This window comes from Sphingobacterium multivorum (assembly GCF_039511225.1).
GTDB lineage: Bacteria > Bacteroidota > Bacteroidia > Sphingobacteriales > Sphingobacteriaceae > Sphingobacterium.
In genome coordinates this window covers 2,464,808-2,487,172 of sequence record NZ_CP154261.1, presented here as the reverse complement: position 1 = coordinate 2,487,172, position 22,365 = coordinate 2,464,808, and the positions used below count along the sequence as shown (strand labels likewise).

21 protein-coding genes are annotated in these 22,365 nt (G+C 38.7%); 4 read left to right on the top strand and 17 right to left on the bottom strand.

Annotation, left to right across the window (positions count from 1 at the left end; translation table 11 throughout):
• Nucleotides 1-2: 2 nt before the first annotated feature.
• Genes AAH582_RS10095 through AAH582_RS10085 form a run of 3 tightly spaced genes read right to left on the bottom strand, consistent with a single transcriptional unit; the run spans nucleotide 3 to nucleotide 2,632 of the window.
• Nucleotides 3-1,049, bottom strand: a complete 1,047-nt coding sequence (locus tag AAH582_RS10095; RefSeq protein ID WP_343322023.1) for an HlyD family secretion protein — start codon at nucleotides 1,047-1,049, stop codon at nucleotides 3-5.
• A gap of 10 nt (nucleotides 1,050-1,059) precedes the next feature.
• Nucleotides 1,060-2,394 carry a TolC family protein gene (locus AAH582_RS10090; RefSeq protein WP_343322022.1) on the bottom strand — a complete coding sequence of 445 codons (1,335 nt, stop codon included), beginning with the start codon at nucleotides 2,392-2,394 and terminating at the stop codon, nucleotides 1,060-1,062.
• Nucleotides 2,381-2,632 carry a hypothetical protein gene (locus AAH582_RS10085; protein ID WP_343322021.1) on the bottom strand — a complete coding sequence of 84 codons (252 nt, stop codon included), beginning with the start codon at nucleotides 2,630-2,632 and terminating at the stop codon, nucleotides 2,381-2,383. The genes AAH582_RS10090 and AAH582_RS10085 overlap by 14 nt, the downstream gene beginning before the upstream one ends.
• An 89-nt stretch (nucleotides 2,633-2,721) precedes the next feature.
• Between AAH582_RS10085 and AAH582_RS10080 the strand changes: the two genes are divergently transcribed.
• Nucleotides 2,722-3,501, top strand: a complete 780-nt coding sequence (locus tag AAH582_RS10080; RefSeq protein WP_046676394.1) for a helix-turn-helix domain-containing protein — start codon at nucleotides 2,722-2,724, stop codon at nucleotides 3,499-3,501.
• A gap of 247 nt (nucleotides 3,502-3,748) precedes the next feature.
• On the top strand, nucleotides 3,749-4,732 hold the full coding sequence (locus AAH582_RS10075) for a type I glyceraldehyde-3-phosphate dehydrogenase (protein WP_343322020.1): 984 nt from the start codon (nucleotides 3,749-3,751) through the stop codon (nucleotides 4,730-4,732).
• A 125-nt stretch (nucleotides 4,733-4,857) separates the two neighbouring features.
• Here the strand turns inward: AAH582_RS10075 and AAH582_RS10070 are convergent, their stop codons facing one another.
• The 3 genes from AAH582_RS10070 to AAH582_RS10060 all read right to left on the bottom strand — a co-directional run bounded on the left by AAH582_RS10070 (nucleotide 4,858) and on the right by AAH582_RS10060 (nucleotide 7,254).
• Nucleotides 4,858-5,088: a hypothetical protein gene (locus AAH582_RS10070; protein WP_343322019.1), complete on the bottom strand. Its 231-nt coding sequence runs from the start codon at nucleotides 5,086-5,088 to the stop codon at nucleotides 4,858-4,860.
• A gap of 312 nt (nucleotides 5,089-5,400) precedes the next feature.
• Nucleotides 5,401-6,060 (bottom strand): SanA/YdcF family protein, encoded by a 660-nt coding sequence (locus tag AAH582_RS10065; RefSeq protein ID WP_343322018.1) that lies wholly within the window; start codon nucleotides 6,058-6,060, stop codon nucleotides 5,401-5,403.
• A gap of 153 nt (nucleotides 6,061-6,213) precedes the next feature.
• A complete protein-coding gene (locus AAH582_RS10060; protein ID WP_343322017.1) occupies nucleotides 6,214-7,254 on the bottom strand; it encodes an endonuclease/exonuclease/phosphatase family protein in 1,041 nt (346 codons plus the stop codon).
• 326 nt (nucleotides 7,255-7,580) lie between these two features.
• Here AAH582_RS10060 and AAH582_RS10055 point away from each other — a divergent pair, with 326 nt between their 5' ends.
• A complete protein-coding gene (locus tag AAH582_RS10055) occupies nucleotides 7,581-9,122 on the top strand; it encodes a protein adenylyltransferase SelO (protein ID WP_343322016.1) in 1,542 nt (513 codons plus the stop codon).
• 44 nt (nucleotides 9,123-9,166) lie between these two features.
• Here AAH582_RS10055 and AAH582_RS10050 read toward each other — a convergent pair whose 3' ends face one another.
• From AAH582_RS10050 to AAH582_RS10030, 5 genes are all read right to left on the bottom strand, one after another.
• The gene (locus tag AAH582_RS10050) at nucleotides 9,167-9,658 is read right to left on the bottom strand and encodes a hypothetical protein (RefSeq protein ID WP_343322015.1); all 492 of its coding nucleotides are present in this window, start codon (nucleotides 9,656-9,658) and stop codon (nucleotides 9,167-9,169) included.
• A gap of 246 nt (nucleotides 9,659-9,904) precedes the next feature.
• A complete protein-coding gene (locus AAH582_RS10045; RefSeq protein WP_343322014.1) occupies nucleotides 9,905-12,595 on the bottom strand; it encodes a hypothetical protein in 2,691 nt (896 codons plus the stop codon).
• Complete coding sequence (locus AAH582_RS10040; RefSeq protein WP_053003943.1) at nucleotides 12,576-13,358, bottom strand: GLPGLI family protein; 783 nt, start codon at nucleotides 13,356-13,358, stop codon at nucleotides 12,576-12,578. The genes AAH582_RS10045 and AAH582_RS10040 overlap by 20 nt, the downstream gene beginning before the upstream one ends.
• 65 nt (nucleotides 13,359-13,423) lie before the next feature.
• Complete coding sequence (locus tag AAH582_RS10035) at nucleotides 13,424-13,738, bottom strand: hypothetical protein (RefSeq protein WP_343322013.1); 315 nt, start codon at nucleotides 13,736-13,738, stop codon at nucleotides 13,424-13,426.
• Between the two features lie 1,186 nt (nucleotides 13,739-14,924).
• Nucleotides 14,925-15,860: an SPFH domain-containing protein gene (locus AAH582_RS10030; protein ID WP_343322012.1), complete on the bottom strand. Its 936-nt coding sequence runs from the start codon at nucleotides 15,858-15,860 to the stop codon at nucleotides 14,925-14,927.
• 501 nt (nucleotides 15,861-16,361) lie between these two features.
• On the opposite strand from AAH582_RS10030, the gene AAH582_RS10025 reads away from it, so the two are divergent.
• Nucleotides 16,362-16,736, top strand: a complete 375-nt coding sequence (locus AAH582_RS10025; RefSeq protein WP_084823296.1) for a response regulator — start codon at nucleotides 16,362-16,364, stop codon at nucleotides 16,734-16,736.
• Here AAH582_RS10025 and AAH582_RS10020 read toward each other — a convergent pair.
• The 6 genes from AAH582_RS10020 to AAH582_RS09995 all read right to left on the bottom strand — a co-directional run bounded on the left by AAH582_RS10020 (nucleotide 16,702) and on the right by AAH582_RS09995 (nucleotide 22,351).
• Complete coding sequence (locus AAH582_RS10020; protein WP_197084146.1) at nucleotides 16,702-17,412, bottom strand: helix-turn-helix domain-containing protein; 711 nt, start codon at nucleotides 17,410-17,412, stop codon at nucleotides 16,702-16,704. The genes AAH582_RS10025 and AAH582_RS10020 overlap by 35 nt on opposite strands.
• A gap of 263 nt (nucleotides 17,413-17,675) precedes the next feature.
• Nucleotides 17,676-18,929, bottom strand: a complete 1,254-nt coding sequence (locus tag AAH582_RS10015; RefSeq protein ID WP_343322011.1) for a CotH kinase family protein — start codon at nucleotides 18,927-18,929, stop codon at nucleotides 17,676-17,678.
• 59 nt (nucleotides 18,930-18,988) lie between these two features.
• On the bottom strand, nucleotides 18,989-19,318 hold the full coding sequence (locus tag AAH582_RS10010) for a hypothetical protein (protein ID WP_046675956.1): 330 nt from the start codon (nucleotides 19,316-19,318) through the stop codon (nucleotides 18,989-18,991).
• A gap of 315 nt (nucleotides 19,319-19,633) precedes the next feature.
• Complete coding sequence (locus AAH582_RS10005; RefSeq protein ID WP_343322010.1) at nucleotides 19,634-21,229, bottom strand: helix-turn-helix domain-containing protein; 1,596 nt, start codon at nucleotides 21,227-21,229, stop codon at nucleotides 19,634-19,636.
• Between the two features lie 55 nt (nucleotides 21,230-21,284).
• Nucleotides 21,285-21,698, bottom strand: coding sequence for a hypothetical protein (locus AAH582_RS10000; RefSeq protein WP_046675954.1), 414 nt, complete (start codon nucleotides 21,696-21,698; stop codon nucleotides 21,285-21,287).
• A 143-nt stretch (nucleotides 21,699-21,841) separates the two neighbouring features.
• On the bottom strand, nucleotides 21,842-22,351 hold the full coding sequence (locus tag AAH582_RS09995) for a DUF1573 domain-containing protein (RefSeq protein ID WP_343322009.1): 510 nt from the start codon (nucleotides 22,349-22,351) through the stop codon (nucleotides 21,842-21,844).
• Nucleotides 22,352-22,365: the final 14 nt, after the last annotated feature.

The window sequence follows — 22,365 nt, the reverse complement described above, 5'->3', positions numbered from 1 at the left end:
CGTTAGTTTTTTAAAACATAAACATTCGCATTCATTCCGGCAGAAAGCTTGGTTAATCTTTCGGGCGTATCGGTCAATTTAATCCGAACTGGAATACGTTGGATGATTTTAACAAAATTACCGGTAGCATTATCCGGCGGAAGCAGCGAATACCGGGATCCTGTGGTTGGCGAAAGGGACTCGATAGTACCTTTGAATTTTTCATTCGGAAAAGCATCGACTTCAATAGATACCGCTTGACCGATTTTGAATTTCCCAATCTGTGTTTCCTTAAAATTTGCCATTACCCACTTTTCCTCGGCTCTGTTCACTAAGAATGCCAATGTCTGTCCGGGCTGTATCAGTTGTCCCGCCTGAATGGTCTTTTTCCCAATTTGTCCATCAAAAGGTGCTGTGATAACGGCATATCTAATATCCAACTCTTGCCTTTTGAGAAGTGCTTCTTTGATCTTTATTTCTGCCTCTATTGCATTGTGCTGTACCCTGAAATCATTTAATTTGGATTCAGCGACGTGTAAAGAAGCTTTGGTCTGGTCATAATCTGATTGGGTGATGGATAAAGTAGCACTGATGTTGTCGAATTTTTGTTGTGTTGTCGATTCGTCCGCCAGTAGATTTTTATAGCGGTCAAATTCTTTTTGCTGCTGGTTCAATCGTGCTTTAGCACCTTCCAATTGGGCCTTAATGACGGCAATGCTTTTAACCTGCGTTTCCTCACTTGCTGCCAAGATCGGTAATTTGGCTTGCGCGCTCATGAGTTCTGCTGACGCAGCATCTCTCTTTAACCCGTACTCGTCCTGTTCGATCACTACAAGGGTATCGCCTTTTTTTACCTGCTGGTTGTCTTTATAATATATTTTACGGATATAGCCCCCTACTTTTGCGTTTATCGGGGAAAGATAGGCATCAATCTGAGCGTCGTTGGTCTGTTCATAGCGATATCCTTCGAAGAAATAAACAGCTGCCCAAATAATAATTCCCACGAATAATGTGATACCGAGCCATTTGGTTAGGTTAACAACAATTTTATCTGTTTTATTTTTGTTCATGATATTTGTATTAAAGAATTCCGATAATTGCCAATAGCCTGATATGCGTAAGTTTGACGTTTGTTTGTGCTGTTGTCAGATTAAATTTAGCTTCTAACAAAGCATTTTCGGCTTCCAGAAGATCGGTCAGAAGGGATTCCTGGTTTAAGTAGCTACTTCTGATAACACGAGCAGTTTCGGCGGTTTTAATGATATTTTGCTCCGCTGTTTCCATGCTTTCCAAGGCCTGTTTTTGCTGTAAATAAGCCTCTTTTACCTCAAGGTAGATCTCCTCTTTTTTAATATTTGCTTTTTCTCTTGCCTCATTACTGATTACTTGAGCATGAGCGATAGAATGCTTACTTTTGTAGAGATTATCAATAGGAAACTGGACTTTGATCCCGGTCTGACCAAATCCCCATAGATCATTAGAATATGGATAAAATGAAATCTGCGGATAGGTGTAATTGTAAGTTGAATACAAGGAGATTTTGGGTAACAACGTCGCTTTTACCTGCTTGATGTTCATTTCGCTCAATTTAATATCGCTATGCACGATGTTGTACTCCGGAGATTTGTTTAAAGCGATGTCTACATAATCCTTGTAACCACCTTGAGTGATAGCCTCTAACTCGATTGTATCTTGGTATTTTATTGCAAGCTCAGCATCATTTTCATTCCCCATCAGAATATTGAGTCGCTGTTTAGCGATTTCAATCTTCTTTGCAACATCAGAAAGGCTGAGTTCCAGTTGCGCTAATTTCACGGAGGTTCTTAGTACATCGCTCTTTAGCACGGTGCCATTTTTATGCAAGCTTGCTACCAGTGTCAATTGTTTTTTTTCGGCTTCAATTTCTGCAGCAAGAAAATCCTGGAAATGCAGAAACTTATACAGATCAAAGTAAGCCGCTGCAACATTGTATTTTACACTGTGTTTTTGCAGATCGACTTCATATTGTGTACGTATCGCCTCTTCCTTTTTCATGGCGATGTTTCTTTTGTCCTTACCACCATTGTAAAGATTGACGTTCAGGTTGTAACCCACGCTGTAACCATAACCTTTTACAGGCACATCCTGCGGAGAAGAAAACAATCCATTGTCATAGATCAGGAATTTGGAATTGAGTTTTACATCCCCACCAACAAAAAGCTCAGGCAACAAATGGTCTTTCGCTTCCAATATTTCTAAATTACTTTGCTGAAGTTTTAGATCGGATAGTTTCAGTTGACGGTTATTCTTTTCGGCTACTTTCCAAATTTCTTCTAAGCTTAACATCGGCACATTTTCTGTATGCTGGGCATAAAGAGATTGTGTAAACAGCGCTAGCATGATACCCAAAATCGGGACTATTTTATATTGTTTCATCGGTTTTGTTTATATATTTCTTTCTTTTTACTAGCCATGGTTTTACAATCTTTTTCAATTCATCAAAAGCAAAAGTTAAATCTACCATTGGCATAAAAGCATAGTTATACCCATAAGCAAACCAAAAGATATTTGCACTGTCAATTCCTTCATCTGAATGATGTAATTTATCAGCAGACTTTTGAGCTTTTGTTTCAAGTTTAAAATCTTTGCGCGGTGTTATGATTTTATGTTTCATAATGACTTTACTTATTACTTAGCAAAAGTATCCAGTATGGCGAAGTATCATTTTATATAATTAGCCTAATATTTGTTAAATTTGGCCATATGGAAATTCTGAGCCAAATCATACATATTGTTGATCAAAATCCTGATTCTATCCTGGTGATGCGACAGCAGACGGAACAACGTTTACCTGCCCACCAGCACAAGAAGGCTCAGTTGTTATTGGTCTATGGCGGGATTGCTTACCTGCAGACTGACGAAAAGGATTTCTATATTCCCTCAAATCATTATATCTGGATACCAAAAAACTATCGGCACAACTTGATGTTCAACACCCAGGACCTGTTTATTATCAATATTTATTTTCCGGAGGAAAGTGCTGGTAATTTTTATGAGGAGTTGGGCATTTATCCCGTGAGTAGGCTGCTGGCAGAGATGCTTTCATTTAGTGAGAAGTGGCAAGGTGATTATTACAAAGGTTCGTGGGAATTTGAATTTTTAATTACGCTAAAAGGCCTACTATCAAAAGAAAGTCTCAAAAAATTCTCCATTCAACTTCCAACAACAGACGATCAAAGGCTCAATACCATAATCGACAGTTTTAGAAATAGGTTAAATGAAAATCTAAGCTTAGCAATGATTGCGCAGCAATCGGGAATGAGTGTTCGTAGTCTCACCCGATTATTCCAGCATAAACTGCACATTACATTTGTTCAGTATTTAAAAATGCTACGGATTATTAAGGCAATGGAATTAATCAACGATACAGATTTGAATATGACTGAGATTGCCTACGAAATTGGTTATTCAAATATAGCGGCTTTCAGCAATAACTTTTATCTGCTTACCAACATGAGGCCTACGGAATTTAAAACGAAGTGAGGAATAAATTTTTACCGTCCCGCTGTATTGATTTTGGTCTGCGCATTATTGTCAGAGCTGTGTCATAGTTCTATGTCGATAAATTTCAGGCCAGCTGAAATTGACGTCTAATCCTTGAAAACTAACGGGGTAACGGTAGCTAAAGCAAATTCTTGATCCACGTCAATCTTTTTTTTCGAAAAATAAAGGAACTTAGTTTATACAAAAAAACAAAAGAAATCGTATAAACAGATTTAAAAGAAATAGGATGAAAAAGATAGCAATTAATGGATTTGGCCGCATCGGACGTGCTGCCTTAAAAATAATAACAGAAACTGTCGATCTTGAGGTCGTTGGAATCAATGATCTGATGAGTATTGAAAACGCTGCATATCTGCTTAAATACGATAGTAACTATGGGAAATATGAAAGAGATGTGCACATCGAGGGAGATACACTTGTGGTCGATGGAAAACCGATTAAATATACAAGTATCAGGGAGATCGAAAAGTTACCTTGGAAAGATATTCAAGCGGATATCGTTATAGAAAGTACGGGCATTTTCACCAACAAAGCGGACGCCGAAAAACATTTGGCCTCTGGAGCAAAATTTGTCGTCATCTCGGGTCCTACTAAAGATACGCCGACAGTGGTCCATGGGGTAAATACTGAAGATGGCAGGGTTTCTGTTTTTTCGTGCGCAAGCTGTACGACCAACAATATAAGTCCAGTAATCGAAATATTGGGTAGAAGACTGGGAATAAAAAAAGCAATACTAAATACCACACACGGTTATACGGCTTCACAGGCATTGGTCGATGCTCCATCAAAAAAAGAACCACGTATGGGAAGGGCTGCAGGCATTAACCTTGCCCCCGCGGCCACTGGTGCTGCAATAGCGACGACAAAAGCACTTCCGCAATACGCCGGAAAGTTTGACGGTATAGCTGTGAGGGTGCCTGTTCCAGTAGGATCCATTTCCGATATTACGTTTATTGCAGAAAGGCCCACCACAATCGAAGAGATCAACCAAATCTTGAGCGAAGAATCAAAAACTGATCGTTATAAAAAGGTGCTTACGGTGACTGATGAGCCCCTGGTATCTACCGATATTATCAAAAGTCCATTCGCAGCGACAGTAGATCTAGAAATGACTCGAGTTGTCGATGGCGATCTGGTAAAAGTGATGGCTTGGTACGACAACGAATGGGGATTTACCAACCAAATGATTAGACAAATTCAATCGATTTAGCGCAATAGCAACGAAAAACTTAACGTGCGAGGGGTTATCTAAAGGTTAGATAGCCCCTTCTTAATACAATTTTATACTTCTTGCAGCCCAGCCAAATAAAGTAAGCAGCATGCGTATTCAAATATTCAACTTTTAAACAAATCTTTCATTTTGTTAAAGTCCTGCTTAGGTTTTTTACAGCGATAGATCGTTTGCAGCACCCAATCTTCGCTACTTGCATCGGGACTATATAATTTTCGCACAGGAACAACTTTTTCGAAAAAAGGACAAAAGAAATCGTCACTGGTATCGTTATAACAAATGGCAATCACCGTTTGGGGCATGCGGCCTGTCGGTGCCCAGTTATAACGCAGCATCTTTCCAAGCCAAGACTTAACTTTATGCCGTCTTCATCCTTATTAATCAGATCGTTTAATTGTCTCATTTTAGCTTGCCCAAAAGCAAATGAGATGCATGACAAATAGTAAGATTTTAATGATCAATTTCATACAGCGTGTCCTTTCTACCTATTCTAAATTATAAAAGCATTGATTTCCTATCGCGACACCACCATATTCCAACGCAAGCCTATCATTTACATTATGTAAGTACAGCCATCATTACAAGCCCTTTTTAAGCTATCGGAAATTGGTTTATCAAATACAATCGGGCCTACAAAATCTTATAACTTATTCTTTCGTATAATTCGATGTTCCGTTTACATCAACCTGCTTACCTAAATACTTTGGTTTTCTATTTCTCATGATATCCAAAACGGCTTTCGCAACCGATAGTTTTTCTCTAAATGCATAGTATTTATATCCCTGATAAACTCCTCGATCCGCACTATAACCGAATGATTTTATGCCCAATTTATCACCCAGATAAACACATCTATTTAGATGATATTTTTGAGATACCAAAATTGCCGTATCAACATTAAATATATATTTTGCCCGGTACATGGTCGAGTAGCTATCGAACCCAGCATAATCGATGTAAATTTTTGTGGTATCGATACCATTTTTCTGACAGTACAACTTCATTACGCTAAGCTCATCGTACTCGTCTCTTCCGTTGTCTCCTGACAACAATATTTTATCCACTTTGTGGTTTTTATACAACGAAATCCCGGCATCGAGTCTATCTTTCAGATACCTACTTGGCTGATCACCATTGATACCAGCACCAAAAATAATGGCTACCTTGGTTCTTGGCACATCGGTGAGTTCGGTAAAAATCGCCGACTCTGTTTTAGCCGTTATATTGCTGTTGGTTAACACCACAACAACCAGGGCTACTACGCATAGGACCAGAACAACTAAAACCACCCTTTTAATCTTTTTCATGAGCTTGATGTGTTTACAATAAATTATTATTTTAAACCCAAATTTAACTGTAAAACCTACTGAAAATTGAAGCAACTATAATTCGCTGCAGATCAATTATCATTCGTAGCTCCTTGCAGTCTTTTCGCAATATTTCCGATGGCTATTAATGCATTAAAATTTAAATACAACCAACATCGCTTTATGATCGGTTGGCCACACACCTTCGGGAAGTAGGAAGTTATCTTCACTATCTTTTTCCTGCTTCCGTCCATATTTTACGGTTTGTTCCGGACCGACAACGTTAGCTTTTAATGGTTTCAACGGTTTTTTGCTACGGTAATAAACATAGTCGATCCGATCTCGATCATCCGCTGTGGGTGCCCATGCCAATTTTTCCATAGGAACATCTTTGTTGAAAGCCGGATAGGTAAAACCAGGATGAGTAACCGGGTTAGGATATAATTGACGGAAACTATCTATAAATCCGGCTTTTTCCAATAAAACCGAACAGTCCCAGGGAACCACTGCTCCATGATGGTCAAAAAGATCTTTTGTTGCCAATGTCCAATCCAAATGTGAAGGCTCATTAAAATCACCTGCAATAATAAACGATTGTGATTGATCCTCTTTTTCTACGTCGCTCAGGATATCCTGGATAGCCTCATCACGTTTGCTTTTACGATTAGCCTCAATAATGGTACCCACCCCTGAAATAGGACGATCTAACTTCTTCCAGGTCACACCATCGTAACCACGTGGCAAGTAGCAGGCATAATTTGTGTAGTCCAAGTGTAAAGAATAGCATACAAAAAAACGCTTCCCAATCTTGATCTTACTTTTTAAAACACCGCCCATGGTACTATCTTTTTCATAAAGCGCATGTTGTGATTCAATCGGATATTTGGAAATAAAACCGACATCCAATTTTGCATCACTAGACTGGCCAAAATATATAGCCCCCTTAGTTTTGAGTTCCGTTAGTATACGCTGAATAAAATCTGTTCCCTTGTAATTACGGACTTCACTAAAGAGAACGACATCTGCATGCTTGGCAATAATTTCGTTTGCAATCGCAGGAAACCCATTGAGCACAACAGTCCCCTCCTGCCAAATGTTGATCTGCAGTACTTTTAACTCATTTTTTGCCTGGGCGAAGAGTGTATGCCCCAAAAGGCTTATCACCAAAAGCAATATAATTTTTCTTAATTTCATTGGAGTTGTCTATTTCTAAGGCTAGTAGTACCGCACCTAGATATGTCAAATGCGGTTTTTACAATTATCTAGTCAGCTAATTTACGTCTTATTTCTGAAATTGTTCAGTTCCTGCAATAATTAGCTATCGGCCCATTGTTGTGGCTATTGATGTCCTCGTTATTAAAGCACCATCTGGGGTGTAAAAAATTATGTACAGCATTGCCCTAATCCCAAAACAACTGATTTTTTCATAAAGATAGCCCTTCCGCATAAGCTTTGATTATATACAGGATCTCTCCATAATTTAGGAGGTCTTTATCTTTTAGTTTTAATATCTTTGCTATATGAATATTGAACAGATCAAACAACCTTTCTTCAAAAAATTCCCGGGAGACTTTTCCAATAACCCTACACAGCGAGGCACCCCAAAAGTGCTATTTGCTACGATTGAACCTGCTGGGTTTGAACAGCCTCAACTAATTGCTTTTAACGAGGCTCTTGCTGAGGAAATAGGACTAGGTAAATTTGAAGAAAAGGATCTTAACTTTCTGGTAGCGTCTCATCTACCCGACAATATTCAGACCTACGCTACGGCTTATGCCGGACATCAATTTGGTAATTGGGCCGGGCAACTGGGCGACGGCAGGGCCATTCTGGCGGGAGAAATTACCAATGCTGCCGGTAAAAAGACCGAAATTCAATGGAAAGGAGCCGGTGCAACCCCCTATTCAAGGCGTGCAGATGGAAGAGCCGTATTACGGTCTTCTGTACGCGAATATCTAATGAGTGAAGCCATGTATCACTTAGGCATACCTACCACCAGGGCCTTAAGCCTGGCCTTTACAGGAGAAGATGTCCTTCGGGATATCATGTATAACGGCAATCCACAATACGAAAAAGGAGCCATAGTGATCAGAACCGCCGAAAGCTTCCTTCGCTTTGGACATTTTGAACTGATGTTTGCTCAGGGTGAACATACGTTATTACAGGATCTGCTTGATTTTACAATTGAAAATTACTTTCCTGAAATTGCCTCATCCGATCAGCAGAAATACAAAGATTTTTTTGAGAATATCTGTAGCCGCACGGCAGATTTAATGTTAGAATGGTACAGAGTAGGTTTTGTACATGGGGTAATGAATACAGACAATATGTCCATCTTAGGCCTAACGATCGATTATGGTCCCTATTCAATGCTGGATGAATATAATTTAAATTTCACCCCGAATACCACCGATCTTCCTGGAAGGAGATATGCTTTTGGAAAGCAGGCGCAGATTGCCCAATGGAATCTATGGAAACTCGCAAATGCCCTCCAGCCCATCATCAACGATGAAAAATTCCTTGAAAACACCCTAAATAATTTTGGCGTGTATTTTTGGGAAGCCCATGACAAAATGCTCTGCAAAAAATTCGGATTTGATGAACTAAAAGAAGAGGATGAGATGTTTTTTAACAACTGGCAGGGCTTAATGCAGGACCTCGCATTGGATCATACCTTATTCTTCAATCAATTGGAGAAAATAACACCAGACACAGATTTACAAAAACATTTCAGCCAGGTAGCTTACAGCGCTTTAAATGAAGAAAAGCTCAGCAGACTGAAGGACTTCATGGAACGCTATCAATCCCGTCTGAATTCAAATGCTATTTCAAAAGCTGAGTCCGTGGAATTAATGAAAAAAACAAACCCCAAATTTATTTTGCGGAACTACCTGCTTTACCAATGTATTGAAGAAGTTAGTGCAGGAAAAACAGCACTCTTAATGAAACTAACGCAAGCATTAGAAAATCCATACCAGGAATTATTTCCGGAATTTTCCGTCAAGCGCCCTTCAATCTATGACGACACCGCAGGATGTTCTACACTTTCATGCAGTTCGTAGTATGAGATGCCCCGTTCGTTAAACATTCAGGGCGGGTTTAAAAGCTAAAGTTTAGGATTTGTAGATTTTCTAAAAATAATCATACACAATAACCAGCCAGCAATTAAACCTACCAAGAGATAAGACTCCAGATGCATATCCTGAAAACGAATGCTGGGTATATCACTATCCGAAGCGAACTCGGCTCTTCTTAACAGGTCATGTATCTGAGCAACTTTAAATTTTAAATAAATCACGCGCATACCACAAAATATAGATCCCGACGTACAGATCAATAATATAGCTAACAGTTGATTTCTTACTGAAGATAATTTACAATAATTTTTGACTGACAGATACAAAAAAGGGAGAATCCCAAGAGAGAAAATAAAAATCAGTGTTGGCAAAACCTGGCCAGGTAAACGCCAACTGTCCTTAAACAAAGGGCTTTCACCTATAATTTCCGTAGTAAAAAACGTCAAAAATTGATCTCTAACAAAGAAAGCAATGAGACACAATACGGTTGACAATCCAATAGCAATGCTGTATTTTTTCATCTTTTTCTTTTCATGAACTATGAGTCGGCAAAGCCGGAAACCTCAGTTTTAAAGTTTCTGTATTGCCAGATAATAATAATAAATATACGACCGCTTTTTTCGATAGATAGGGACAATTTATAAATCGTTGCGTTGTTTTTATATCCGCGATTGGCATACGCCCCTCGAACGTACCACTTGCCTGGGCTATCCTGATGGGATCTTTCAGCTTTGGGGATAGTACCGTCCTAGTTTCAAAATAAAAACTTAAAAGCTATAATCTACCCCAAAACTGATATAACCAGGCAAAAGCTTATATTCGGTGCTGGTATTATAAAGGTCTGTCAATTCAGCATTTCTGAAAAAGCGAGTATTGAAAATATTTTTTGCTGTCATGGTAAATCTTGTCCTATGCTGCCGCAATTCATAAGCTAAGGAGAAATCCGAGAAATAATAGGTCTTGGAATCCTGACCAAGGAAACTGCCAAAGCGATAGGATTCATTCTTTAGATTACACTGTATGTTTTTTCCCATATTCAAAAATACATTCAGAAACCCGCGGCTATTATGTAGTGTAGTTTTGCTATCTGAGCGATAAGTAATCGACTGCAGGGCGTAACCTGTGTAAATATTCAACCTGGATTTCCATGCACTTCTAAACGATAGTCCATAATCGTATGTCTCTGTATGGATGCGACGATTGCCCACCCCCACCACCAATGTTTCGTAATCTGCTGTATTTGCGCCTAAGTCCAAACGAAAATTTCCTCCTACAGCCTTCAGGTAGTAATTAAGATCTGCCTTATAATTGCTGCTCTTTTTGTTTTTGAGCAATACCTGTTGCACAAGGCTAAAATTGGGGTCTAAACTGCTTTCCGTACCCACATAATCAAACAAAATCTGATGTCCGACCGAGAGGTTCGCAAAAAAACGATCTGTCATACTGCCATAGGTATACATCAGCGTACCACCAGAACTGCTTAGCGTCGCTAGCTTATCCATTCCTCGAATAAAGTTTCGAACCCCTGTCGTGTAATAATGGGGAACGAGCTCGGTAAGTGAGGTATTCTGTTGCTGAAAATAGAGGTCGGTTTCCAGGCGCCCTTTTGGGTGGATAGCCCATTTCCCCGATAATCCAGGCGAAAGCAAGAGGTTATTTTTAGGTTTGGCTTCCCCAAAATCTGTCAACCTGTTCTGTACGAGACCTACATGCAAGCGAGGTGTTAATTCCAATTTATCTCGTTTAAAAGTGTACTTGGAAATAAAGTTTGTCTGGAACACATTTAAGTCCATCACATTAGAAAATCCCGAGGGAGAGACTGCTTTCCCCCCTAACTCATCTGGATTTGACAGCAAATCTAATTCTGTATTAAGCTGTTGCTGCTGGTAGGCCATATTGAATGCCAACTCAAAGAAGTCACCATTTTTTTTCCGGCTTACATAATGCGTAGTGGCACCCAAATACTGTAGATTATTTTCAATATGTTGTTTTACCGCACGGATATCTTCCCCCCCAAACAAGTCTTTATAATAATATTGATCGATACTGTAATCTACTGGCGATTGCTGGTTTATCCAACGTAGAGAACTGACCAGTACATCCCGCTCCGAAAATTTGTAGCTATAACTCAGATTGTGGTTGGTCAAATACCCCTTGCTTTTGGTCAGTTCCTCACTTTGTACACCATTGAACAATAATGCGCCCAAATCATTTTTCCTCAAAGAACCTAGTGTACCTGAATAGCTCAACAATGTACGCTTATTGGGCTCCAACTGCAGCTCCAGTTTCGTGAAGTAGTTATCGATGTTTCTGGTAAACTGATAATCTTCGATGTTGGTAAATTGGATATCCTCCAAATGATAGTTCTGCACGGTATTTCGGTAAAATGATTTTTTAGTAGGATTTGCAAAACCCAGCCATTTGATTTTTAACTGTGGGGTCGGATTTAAAATGGTATTCAATGACAACAACTTGTCGTTATTGAAATTGGTTCTTTTATAATCAAAACCAGGCAGATTTGGCGTATTATCTATTAAAGTGGGTGTTGTTACCCCCACACCAATCTGACCTGGTTCATCTGGAGAACCAGATTGAATGAGGTGGTTGATGCTGCTTACGGCATCCACTCCGTTATTGTTAGCAGCACCCAATAGATAATATTTGTTTTTCTTCCCAAAATTCATCAGGTTAGCACTCGCCTGATAATATTTTGGGCCTATGGGAACGACCTGTGCATCAACAGAGCCAAGCCACTGTGCCCTGCTTTCCTCCTTAAGTTGCAGATTTAGTGCAATCTTGTCCGAATTTTCAATACCTTTCAGCTGCTTATTATTGGAATACCGCTGCAATATCTGAATTTTTTCCAAGGGACGAACAGACATGCTTTGCGTCAGCAAGCGGTAACCCTTTTCGAAAAAATCATCCCCTTCCACCATCACTTTTTCCACTTCTTTATTACCTATTTTGATACTGCCGTCGGTACCCACCTGAATACCTGGGATCTTTCGAAGTAGATCTTCTACCGTACGCTCGTCGCCCTGTAAAAAGGATTTCACAGCAAGCTCAATGGTATCTCTGCCCCGACGATAAGGCCCTTTGGAGTGGACAATCACTTCCTGCAATTGTTCCATTCCCCCCGCTGATAACTGCACATCAATTAGCGTATCGGCCTGCGTTGCTGTGATGGAAAGGGGAACAGGCTTAAAGCTCAGCGCCTTGAATAGCAACGTAAATGATCCACTTTGGGCTGTTTGCACATGATATTTCCCCTGGCCGTCACTAAACGTATAAGCCAGCATTTTATTATCGCAATCACGCCGTAAATCAATACGTACCCCTCCTAAAGGTTTTCCTTCAGTACTGACGCTTCCATGGATAGCAACCTGTCCATATACGGCCATACACAACAAACAAAAGCTGAGTAAGACCGCTATCCGCTTATTGATGTTCCCATTCATATACTTGCTCTACACTACCCCTAACTTTTTGTTTCTCAACGCTTACGCCTTCCATCATTGGCATTTTGCTGTACATAATGCGCATTTGCTCTTCATTGAATTGGTCGTCTTTTTTAATAAACTCTTCCAGGCTCAATTTGGGCAAAGACTGAATATATTTATCATTTACGGGAATATCGCCAGTATAGGGATAATTTACCTCCTTCAAGTACCAATAGTTCGGATTAGCACTTTCGTTATAGAGCATCACGATAAGGCCTGGCAAGCCGCCAAATTTTGATGGTCCCACAGGTACGGGAATATCATTCGTATAATAAGCTACCAACGTAGTCCCTCGATAAGAGGCCGTTGCCTTATGGCATACATGTTTGCCCAATGTATCCACATCGGTGTAATCCGTATTCCAGACCAGTGCCGGGAATTTGTCCGTCACCAAATAGTTAACACCTTGAATGGAGCGGGTTTCTAACTGTTGGTCAGCCTTATTTTGATGGATCACGACCCTGTTATACCTCTTGCCAGAACCGATTGTTATCGAAAATGAAGATGCTACTTCATCGTCGGCATCGGCATCTTTATTGAGCTCTTGCTTACGAATTGGCATGGAATCTCGAACAGCAATCTTCACTGTTCCATCATAATAGACAGCTTCTTTAAAAGTAGCCATTGCCGATGGAATGTATTCATATACGGCATGAAGCCGCTGTGCAGAAGATAATCTGGAAAGGAACAGAAATAAAAAGAATATATAATATTTACGCATGATAATTTAGTTTAGAAAGACGAGGTGCAAGCCCCGCTTTTGTTTTTTGTGATAATGAATAAAAGTTAGTTGTTTGCAACCCAGTCATGCATTGCAGCAAAGAAACCAGCACAACCACTAGCCGACGATGCATAATCCGTGAAGACTGCGCTACCTAACAAAACGCCATCAAAGCTGTATATACTTACTTTAAAATTACACCGTACGAATACGGCATTCGTTTCCGTAGTTTCCTCGGTTACCCGAACGGTATTGTTCGCAAGGCGCTGGGAAGTTGTTTTCACAGATTTATTTCCGTTGACCATTGTTATCGCGGTCTTGGCCGAAGCAACAGATGATAGCATGACTACTGCTACCAAACTCATCATTAATCTTTTCATTGTTTTTAAATTTACTTGTTAAACCATGGTATGATTTGATGGCATACCCTTGTATATGACGGTAAAAATAAAGACACATTGAATTATTAAAATGATGATTAAATATCTGTAAATGGTCACTTAGAATTCGTAGCTGATCCGTTACTATTCGCAATGGGCTTGTTCACTGAATAACTAAAATTATGGAGCAAATCGTTATGAGATAAAAACGTTCAAAGCCCTACTGGATACCGATTAGGGGTGCAGTATAAACTGGACGTCAACTTCCCGCTTCTGCTTTTTTTGAATACCGTAGATGAATTAGCGAAAAGCTATATCAATCAGATTCGACAACGTGCAGACCGAAAATCTGAAGTGCTTAAATAGGATCCAATGGCCTTGGATGATCTGTTTTTATGAAATTTTCATTTTGGTCAAAAGAATATAGCGCAGAATTCCTGTCACTTAAATACTTGCCTTAAGATAAGTGTTTGAGGTATTTTATGCTTTAGTTTTACAAGATTAATGTTTCTTTAATCATGCAAAATCTTTTTCTAGCTATTACAATAAGTTCTCTTGTCCTATTTTGGTTCGCTGTAAGGCACAAACCTTCGACACGAGTTTATATTTTTTGGTCGCTCTTCATATCATTCGCTGCACTTGCAGGTCTCTTTATACAATTCCCCCCTTCTTTTGCCTTATTGCTATTCGGTACAGTTATAATAATAGCCTGGTGTACGGAGTTATTGACTAACATAAAAATAAATATGCATTTGCTTTTGGCGATCCATATCTTGCGTATTCCCATAGAATTTATTCTCTATTCTTTATTCAAAGAAAAAATGCTGGCGCGAGAAATGACCTTTATTGGCTACAATTATGATATAATTTTCGGAGTTACAGCCTTAGTATTTTTGATAATTGGCATTTTCTTTCGTAAAATTTTCTATTTCCAGATTTTCAGATTATGGAACATATTCGGTATTTGCTCAGTTCTAATCGTTGTTATTCTGGGAATACTATCATCCCCAATTCCCATACAATTGATCGCCTATGATCAGCCAAATATTGCTATGCTACAATTTCCATATGCTTTACTGCCCAATTTGGTAGTACCCTTGGTAATCTTATCCCATATCATACTGTTGAGGAATTCAGTTACATCAACATTTAGATAATACATAGTTGGAAGAGCCTCTTCGGATTTCTATTCCTGCCGACCGCCATCTTTAGGAATTTCAGGCAATTGCGCACTATGCCCATCAATTTTTTGTGCTGCAGCCATTGAAACTACCAAATCATTCAGCATAGTGCTTGCTGCTGTTGGCGAATTTGGAAGCAAGACCAAATTGCTTCTGCTATTGGCTCCAATGGCATTCAGCGTATCATAATGTTGCGTCACCACGATTAACGCAGAAGCTTCCTGTGCATTGATATTGGCCGCATTCAGCATTTTCACCGATTCTTCCAATCCCTTTGCAATCTCTCTTCGCTGGTCTGCAATCCCCTGCCCCTGTAATTTTTTAGATTCTGCTTCAGCTTTTGCAACCGCAACAATTCGTATTCTTTGTGCCTCAGACTCATATTCTGCGGCAGTTTTTTCGCGTTCAGCAGCGTTGATTCTGTTCATAGCATGTTTCACCTGTTCATCAGGATCAATATCTGTCACCAATGCTTTGATAATATCGTAACCGTAGCTTTGCATCGCATCCTGCAATTCACTTTTTACAGCAATGGCGATATCGTCTTTTCTTACGAAAACATCATCTAATTTTGTTTTTGGAACTTCAGCACGTACAACATCAAAAACATACGATGTAATCTGATTTTCGGGATTCTCCAGACGATAATACGCGTCTTTTACATTATCTCTGATTACCTGATACTGAACAGAAACTTTCATCTTAATGAAAACATTATCCAGTGTTTTGGTATCAATTATGACATCCAATTGCTTTATCCGAAGATTCAGCCGCTTAGCGATCTGATCCAAAAATGGAATTTTTAAATGCAAACCGGCATGACTTACTTTTAAAAATTTTCCCAGCCTTTCTATCACGGCCGCAGACTCTTGCTTTACCGTATAAAATGAAGCAAATAATGTAATAAGTCCAAAAAAGACCAAAATTCCTAAATATAGCATAACCTTAAATTTAATATTGGTGATCTACAAACTTACATGTTTACATTGTCATTCTTCTGCTACTTATAATTTTTCGATAAAGTTCCGAAACTCGGTCATCCATCCTAAAGATAGCCTACAGTACATCCTATGAGAGTCAACGGAGATAAATAATCCCAATATCATACACAAATTTCTCATTTTGATAGTATCAGAGGAAAGATTTTCTGTTAGTTTTGATAAGCGCTTGTGGTAGGCGCAAAATGATTAATTTGTTGTTGGGACGATAAATTCGTCCCACTTCACTCGCGCTTACAGCAGCTAACTTCGACCACATTTGTTATTTTCCAAATCGGTCATCCTTTTCTTCGATCATCTAACGGGCTACTTGTCTAAAAGAGGACACCTGCTCGTGGAAAGCGGATAAAAACTGCTCAAATTGATAGCAATAATACCCAAATTAAATGTAACAAAAATATAGACAGTCGGTATCTTAGCTATTATAAAAATAATGTCCTACCTATGATGTTAAAAATGCTGATCGTCGATGACAACAAATTAAATCACTTTATATTGGAATTCCATCTGCGGGAAATTGGATTATTTTCCAGCCTCATATCATTGTATAGCGGATCAGAACTGATTGAAAAACTAGAGGAATTGTGCCCGATTGATGGGAAAATTCTTATTTTCTTAGATATCAACATGCCTACTATGAATGGCTGGCAAGTATTGGATTTTATCGACCAATTTCATCTTAAGACCAATATTAGTATTATTATCTTAACATCGGAATCTTCCCCACAGACACAGGAAAGAGCGTTCACCTATCCTAACGTAATCAATTTTATCGAAAAACCGATCAATAGAGATAAGATCCTAAGTATACTTCCCTGAATTCTGTTGGCGTCTGTTTTGTGACCTTTTTGAAAAAGGTCAAGAAATTATTGGTTTCCGAAAAGCCCAAATTAGCGCTAATTTCTTTTAAAGTTAATTCCGGTCTTGTAAGATATTCTTTTGCTCTTTCAATAATGTAACTATCCAATATCTGCTTGGGACTTTTTCCGAAAACTTCCTTTGTCATTTTCGACAAAGTCCGCTTGCTTACCAAAATCTCATTTGCATAGAAAGCCATCTTCTTGTTGCTATGGTGATAACGTACAATAGCCTCGAAAAACTTATTCGCCCTTTCCTGGTTATAGTTTTTGACGATCTGCTCTTTTCTACTTTTTTTATTAAACACAAGGTTATAGTGTAGCACAACATGCCCCAACATGCTCGAAATAAATTTTTCTCCCAATACGTTATCTTCATTTTTCTGATAGCAACGGATCATATATCCCATATACTTGAGGTATTCCATTTCACTTTGGTCAAATTCAAAGCTAAATTCATTGCTTTTCCGATTATCAAAAAGGATACGTACAGTAGGATCCACGAACAGTACACGATTAAGAAAAAGAATTTCCATATCCCTCAAAATCTCTACTTCAGAATTACTTTTCAATTGAACGACCTTGGCAATTTGCCTATACTTACCTGGTCCAACATTTAAAAACCTCGAAATCGTCATGATCTCAAAACATTTAAAATATGTATCGCATTTCTCTGGTTCATCTAAAAGTTCAGAACCTGATATCATTAAATAATTTCTTTTATGCATAGGCTATCTTTCGTACCGACTTTATTGCAGATGTCCTACGCAAAAATTCACCACTTCTAAGACTTTTAATCTGCAAATTAATACCCATCAAAGTTTCATTGAAAATAAAAAGTAAGATACTTGAAATTACTGTTGAAATTTCAAACATCTTACTAGGGTATTAAACTGATCCCCTATAAGGTCATTACATAATTATCGATCACTTTCACTCTTTGACGCAAAAATGTTTTTAGCTTCGCCTTATTGAGCGCTAAATTGTTATCACCTGTTTTCCAAATATTGAAATCTTTCTTTTGAGAATCCCTAATCTGAGCGGCATAAATCTCGATGAATTGCATTAACTCTTCAAACTTTTGACTGCGATAATCCTTCCAGGTCTGCGTTAGTAATCTTCTTAGGTCCGGATCTTGGAGAAGATGCTGATAGAATTTGGATCCTATACGTTCGTCATCGTCCCTGATCAAGTTCATTTCTAGATAATTGAAATAGGTCCTTCCATGGTCTTCGCTGAAACCAAAACCGAAGTCGAAGTCCCAAATTGGTCCCATCGTATATTTCCCATTAACCTTTTTATGCATGTAAACGCTTTTAGGCTGATTGACCTCATTATTCCAGGCAAGCATATTAACAATTAAAAAATTAACAAATTGCTGTTTATCAAAAATCTCTCCATAATTATTATTTGGAAAACTCTTTTCATACAGCTTATCTTCAAATGACTGAAATTCAGCTTTCCAAGTACTAAATTGCTCCGGAGATTCTGGGTCCGGGTCTTTCAACATTACAGGAAGGTTGGCTTTTGCACTCCTAAATTTATAAGCTTCATCAAAGTAATTGTCTATTTCCCACAAAACGCCCCCATCTCCTAAATCTACCCTGTTTTCTTTCACTTCCACCTGTTGTGTCAAATTATAGTTTCCTCGATACTCGCCATTGACCGTTAAATCAACAGCGATAATATCGTTTGTATAAGGCATGCCTAATTGTTTGCCCATTTTCATTGCTACAGCGTTGCACATTAAGGTATAATCATTATAATTTGCCAATAAAACCCAATCTTTAGCTGCAGGGAGGCCAAGTACAATCGCCTTTTTATCCAATTTTAACCGATACGGTTTTTTAGGTTTGCTCCAGGTAGAGTTTCCTCTTCCTTTAATCTTTGTCTTTACTTTATCCATATTGGCGAATCTGCCATTACCAACAATATGAACCTCCGCATTGAGATAAGTATCTTTATCAACCACTTCGGCACTGCCTTCGATATTAATATAGATATGTGGCACACTTGCTTCAATACTTTTATCCAAGATTGGCAATTCTTCAACTTCTTTTTCCCCCGTTATGTCAGCAGGCTTTTTGGTGCAGCTTGTAATTATGATTGTACCTAGCATAATCCCGTAGATTCCTAACTTTATTCTATGTTTCATTTTCATAACATCATTTTTTTACGTTATACATTTGTTTTTACTATGCAGATCTTGCTGCTTTATTCTATCGATTTTGCCTCAAGGTGTAGCAACTTTGCACGTAATGCAGCTCTTTCACGCTCCAATATATTTTTTTCTTGTTCAAGACGCGCAATCCGTTCATACATCTTCACGCCGATATTCTCAAAATCTGCTCCTCCTGTCACCTTGCTTTCAGTTGCTTCCAGCATTAATTTTGCTTCTGGCAAAAGGGTTCTAATCCACGAAATTATTGTGCTTTTCTTTGCGACATCATATTTTTCTGTCGCTTCCTTCATCGTCATATTACCATAGACTATAGCAAATACGACATCAATTTTGGTTTCCCTATTCACTCTCTTGCTCTTCATTTTAATAATTGTTAGGAATGCTCCAAGCCATCAAAGAGCTCATCCCCATGAGCTAAATGATATGATGGTCTCTTGCGAGCAGTTAGATTTTTCCGACTTCTCATTGGCGCATGTTGGCAAAACTAAGGTTAGAAAATCTCCTGCACAACCTCAACTGAGCACATTTTCGTTTACTCAGAAAACTTTCTGCCAAATAGCAGATCAACATTTCCAACAAACTTGGAGCAATAGCGTCCAATAAACCATTTATCTCAAATGGTTCCAAAAACACTTTCCGGAAATAAATTATTGATTTCTTTTTCTATTTGGTTAACCCTACTGTCCCCCGCTTTCTTCAAGTTCCTTTTTAGTAAAGTGAACGAAGGCCGAAGGCGGAAGTCCAGTTTGATTTTTAAACGCTGTCGAAAATGTGCTTAATGAGGAAAATCCACACATCTCTGCAAGATGCGCCAACTTGAAATCAAGAAGGGTCGGATCGCTTTTGATTCTGCCGATAATATAGTTTATCCGATTTGTCTGCAGATAAGTGTAAAAGTCCATACTTCGATATTTCTGAACGATATAACTGGCATAGCGTTGATTGGTCCCAATACTGCTAGCGAGTTTTGCCAAAGAAGTCGTTTTATCAATAAAAAACAGATCGCGCTCCTCAAACAGAAAACCTTGATACAGCCGATCCTCAGTTTCTTTCGAAATATTAATTTCCTTGGCCTCTTTCTTTAATTCAATTTCCCGCTTGGAAAGGGCTATTGGATGACTGACAGAGGAAGACCCTGCATCAAGGGCCTGATCCTTAACATCGCGCTCCCTTAATTGATGATAACGCTTCTTATAATGGCGCTTTAGCAAGATCAAGTAACCACTAAAAATAATAAAACATAACACGACCAGAACAAGACCGACGATAGCCATCATATATCTATTTTCATAAATCTCTTTATCTGTGCCGATTTCGTCGATTAGACCATCGCTTATCTGCTGGGCTATTTTTGTACTATTATCCTTAATGTGTATCGCTTTAGCAGTATAGTCATTGGATAAAGAAAAATCGCCTCTCATTTTATAGTAAACGGCTTTTGTCTCATAAGTCAACATTTCCAGTTCTTCCACATTCTTCTCTTTCAGATAAGGATCGATTAAATTCAGGCACTGATTTGCCTTCTCTAAATCTTTTTTTGCGAGAGCTGACTCAGCCATTATGCGATAGATATAGGGCTTTAAGTTAGTTTCCATACCTCCCAGCTTTTTCAACGAGGCTTCAAGAAGAGAATCAGTCTTCTTGATATCTCCTATATGGAGTTCGCAAATGGCATTGAGCTGATCGTTTGTTGCTTTTATTAACAAGGCACGCTTATCTTCATTCCCTTCCATCTTAATATTAGAAGCCGCTTGGAGAACATACTTTTTTGCCTTATGGTAATCATTTTCGGCAACAGCATGAAAATACCATTCATGTGCTATATTTATCCTTGTTAAAACTTGTCTTTCCTTATCACTTTGCTTCTCATTTGCTTTCTCGGCCTGCACAAGGTAACGCTCAGAGACCTTCATCAATCCTAACCTTCGAAAAGTTGTTGACAGAAGTCCCGAAGTTACAGCCTGCCAAGAGTAATTAAGTGTCATCTCTGCAAGCGAATTAGCATTAATGGCGCTCTTGATCGACTTACTCATATCACCCTTATTTTCGTAGATCTTGGCCAAAAGCATATAGGATTTAATCTTTTGCTCATCACTTGACGCCACGGCTAACAAGGAATCGGCAACACGCTCAGCTTCTACAACATTGGTTGCAACCAGCGAAACATTCACTTCAATATATCTCTTGTCAAATTCATCTCCCTTGGTCTCCTGACCAAAAGTATAGTACTGACAAAACAATAGAAAAAAACAAATTATTAGTACTTTCTTCATAGGTTTCAAAACTTTGCTCAAATAGATCAACGCTTTGTTTCTCAAAAAGAGCTTGTTAAATAGTAAGTAACAGGATCGCAAGTAGGATGAGAACGCTGGCAACAACCGCCCACCAAAAACTGATCTTCGGAGACTTCTGCTGTCCAGTGGAGCTTTTCATTTGTAGATGGGCGTCGTTTAAGTTCACATAATCATAGTACGCTCGCAACTGGTTAGAATCTACAACAACATCAATAGCCTTCCTTACTTCTCTTTTCAATTGAAGCAGCGTGAGCTGTGAGGATAGATACCCCACTTCATTTCCCTTCAAATCACGACTCCCAAAAAAGTCCGCAAAGGCTTGATCTAAATCGTCAGCAATTGAAAATCCTTCATTTGAAAAATGCTTCTCGATTTCGAGATTTAGGTGCTTCTCGGTATCAATAAGAGTTAAAAGCAAAGCCTTTGGATCGTAGACAGTTGAACGCATCGAAAATTATGTATATACAAAGAGCCGGCAATCTACTAAATATCCTATAGATGACAAATTATATCACGCTGGATTAAAAGAACAAACTTACAATCAATTATTTAAATATCATTATTTTTTAAACTACTAAGATTTAATTAAGGCTACTTATTGTCATGAATACTTTTTTCAAAGTCCTCATCCATGTAATATCCTTTATTATTTTCTTCTCCGTCCACCATACGCTTTACCCCCCCACCGGCATTCATTTCCTCTGTATACAGCTCCTCATAATCCTTTGTATACATGGCGTTGGGAACAACATTGATATCAAAAATAATCTCCCGAAAAGGTGATTTTTCAAAATTACCGTATAAGGTGACATAATGTTTGACATAGCCTATGTTTTTTGCACTATTATAACTTAACGAGAGCAACCGCTCTTTGCCCGGAGGGACAGAAAATGCACCTGATTCACCATTAACTTTCAGGCAACCACAAGAAGTAATAATATCTGTGATTATCAATGGATTTTTCCCTGTATTCTTAATATTAAAAGACAGGTCTTTTTGCTGGCCAGCCAGTAAAGGGTAATAATGTCGCTGACTGTCTTCTACCACTATTGTTGTCTTCTTGTTTTTGACGTCTAAACAACTCGATGACAGGAGACTCATTAAAACACTTAACA

Excerpts from the sequence above, each read along its gene's own strand:
- AAH582_RS10020 (WP_197084146.1), bottom strand. The coding sequence starts at position 17,412 with ATGACGATTTCGAGGTTTTTAAATGTTGGACCAGGTAAGTATAGGCAA.
- AAH582_RS10045 (WP_343322014.1), bottom strand. The coding sequence starts at position 12,595 with ATGAATGGGAACATCAATAAGCGGATAGCGGTCTTACTCAGCTTTTGT.
- AAH582_RS10060 (WP_343322017.1), bottom strand. The coding sequence starts at position 7,254 with ATGAAATTAAGAAAAATTATATTGCTTTTGGTGATAAGCCTTTTGGGG.
- AAH582_RS10050 (WP_343322015.1), bottom strand. The coding sequence starts at position 9,658 with ATGAAAAAATACAGCATTGCTATTGGATTGTCAACCGTATTGTGTCTC.
- AAH582_RS10095 (WP_343322023.1), bottom strand. The coding sequence starts at position 1,049 with ATGAACAAAAATAAAACAGATAAAATTGTTGTTAACCTAACCAAATGG.
- AAH582_RS10055 (WP_343322016.1), top strand. The coding sequence starts at position 7,581 with ATGAATATTGAACAGATCAAACAACCTTTCTTCAAAAAATTCCCGGGA.
- AAH582_RS10000 (WP_046675954.1), bottom strand. The coding sequence starts at position 21,698 with ATGCGTTCAACTGTCTACGATCCAAAGGCTTTGCTTTTAACTCTTATT.
- AAH582_RS10070 (WP_343322019.1), bottom strand. The coding sequence starts at position 5,088 with ATGCTGCGTTATAACTGGGCACCGACAGGCCGCATGCCCCAAACGGTG.
- AAH582_RS10035 (WP_343322013.1), bottom strand. The coding sequence starts at position 13,738 with ATGAAAAGATTAATGATGAGTTTGGTAGCAGTAGTCATGCTATCATCT.
- AAH582_RS10090 (WP_343322022.1), bottom strand. The coding sequence starts at position 2,394 with ATGAAACAATATAAAATAGTCCCGATTTTGGGTATCATGCTAGCGCTG.
- AAH582_RS10030 (WP_343322012.1), bottom strand. The coding sequence starts at position 15,860 with ATGCTATATTTAGGAATTTTGGTCTTTTTTGGACTTATTACATTATTT.
- AAH582_RS10065 (WP_343322018.1), bottom strand. The coding sequence starts at position 6,060 with ATGAAAAAGATTAAAAGGGTGGTTTTAGTTGTTCTGGTCCTATGCGTA.
- AAH582_RS10080 (WP_046676394.1), top strand. The coding sequence starts at position 2,722 with ATGGAAATTCTGAGCCAAATCATACATATTGTTGATCAAAATCCTGAT.
- AAH582_RS09995 (WP_343322009.1), bottom strand. The coding sequence starts at position 22,351 with ATGAGTCTCCTGTCATCGAGTTGTTTAGACGTCAAAAACAAGAAGACA.
- AAH582_RS10040 (WP_053003943.1), bottom strand. The coding sequence starts at position 13,358 with ATGCGTAAATATTATATATTCTTTTTATTTCTGTTCCTTTCCAGATTA.
- AAH582_RS10075 (WP_343322020.1), top strand. The coding sequence starts at position 3,749 with ATGAAAAAGATAGCAATTAATGGATTTGGCCGCATCGGACGTGCTGCC.
- AAH582_RS10010 (WP_046675956.1), bottom strand. The coding sequence starts at position 19,318 with ATGAAGAGCAAGAGAGTGAATAGGGAAACCAAAATTGATGTCGTATTT.
- AAH582_RS10025 (WP_084823296.1), top strand. The coding sequence starts at position 16,362 with ATGATGTTAAAAATGCTGATCGTCGATGACAACAAATTAAATCACTTT.
- AAH582_RS10015 (WP_343322011.1), bottom strand. The coding sequence starts at position 18,929 with ATGAAACATAGAATAAAGTTAGGAATCTACGGGATTATGCTAGGTACA.
- AAH582_RS10005 (WP_343322010.1), bottom strand. The coding sequence starts at position 21,229 with ATGAAGAAAGTACTAATAATTTGTTTTTTTCTATTGTTTTGTCAGTAC.
- AAH582_RS10085 (WP_343322021.1), bottom strand. The coding sequence starts at position 2,632 with ATGAAACATAAAATCATAACACCGCGCAAAGATTTTAAACTTGAAACA.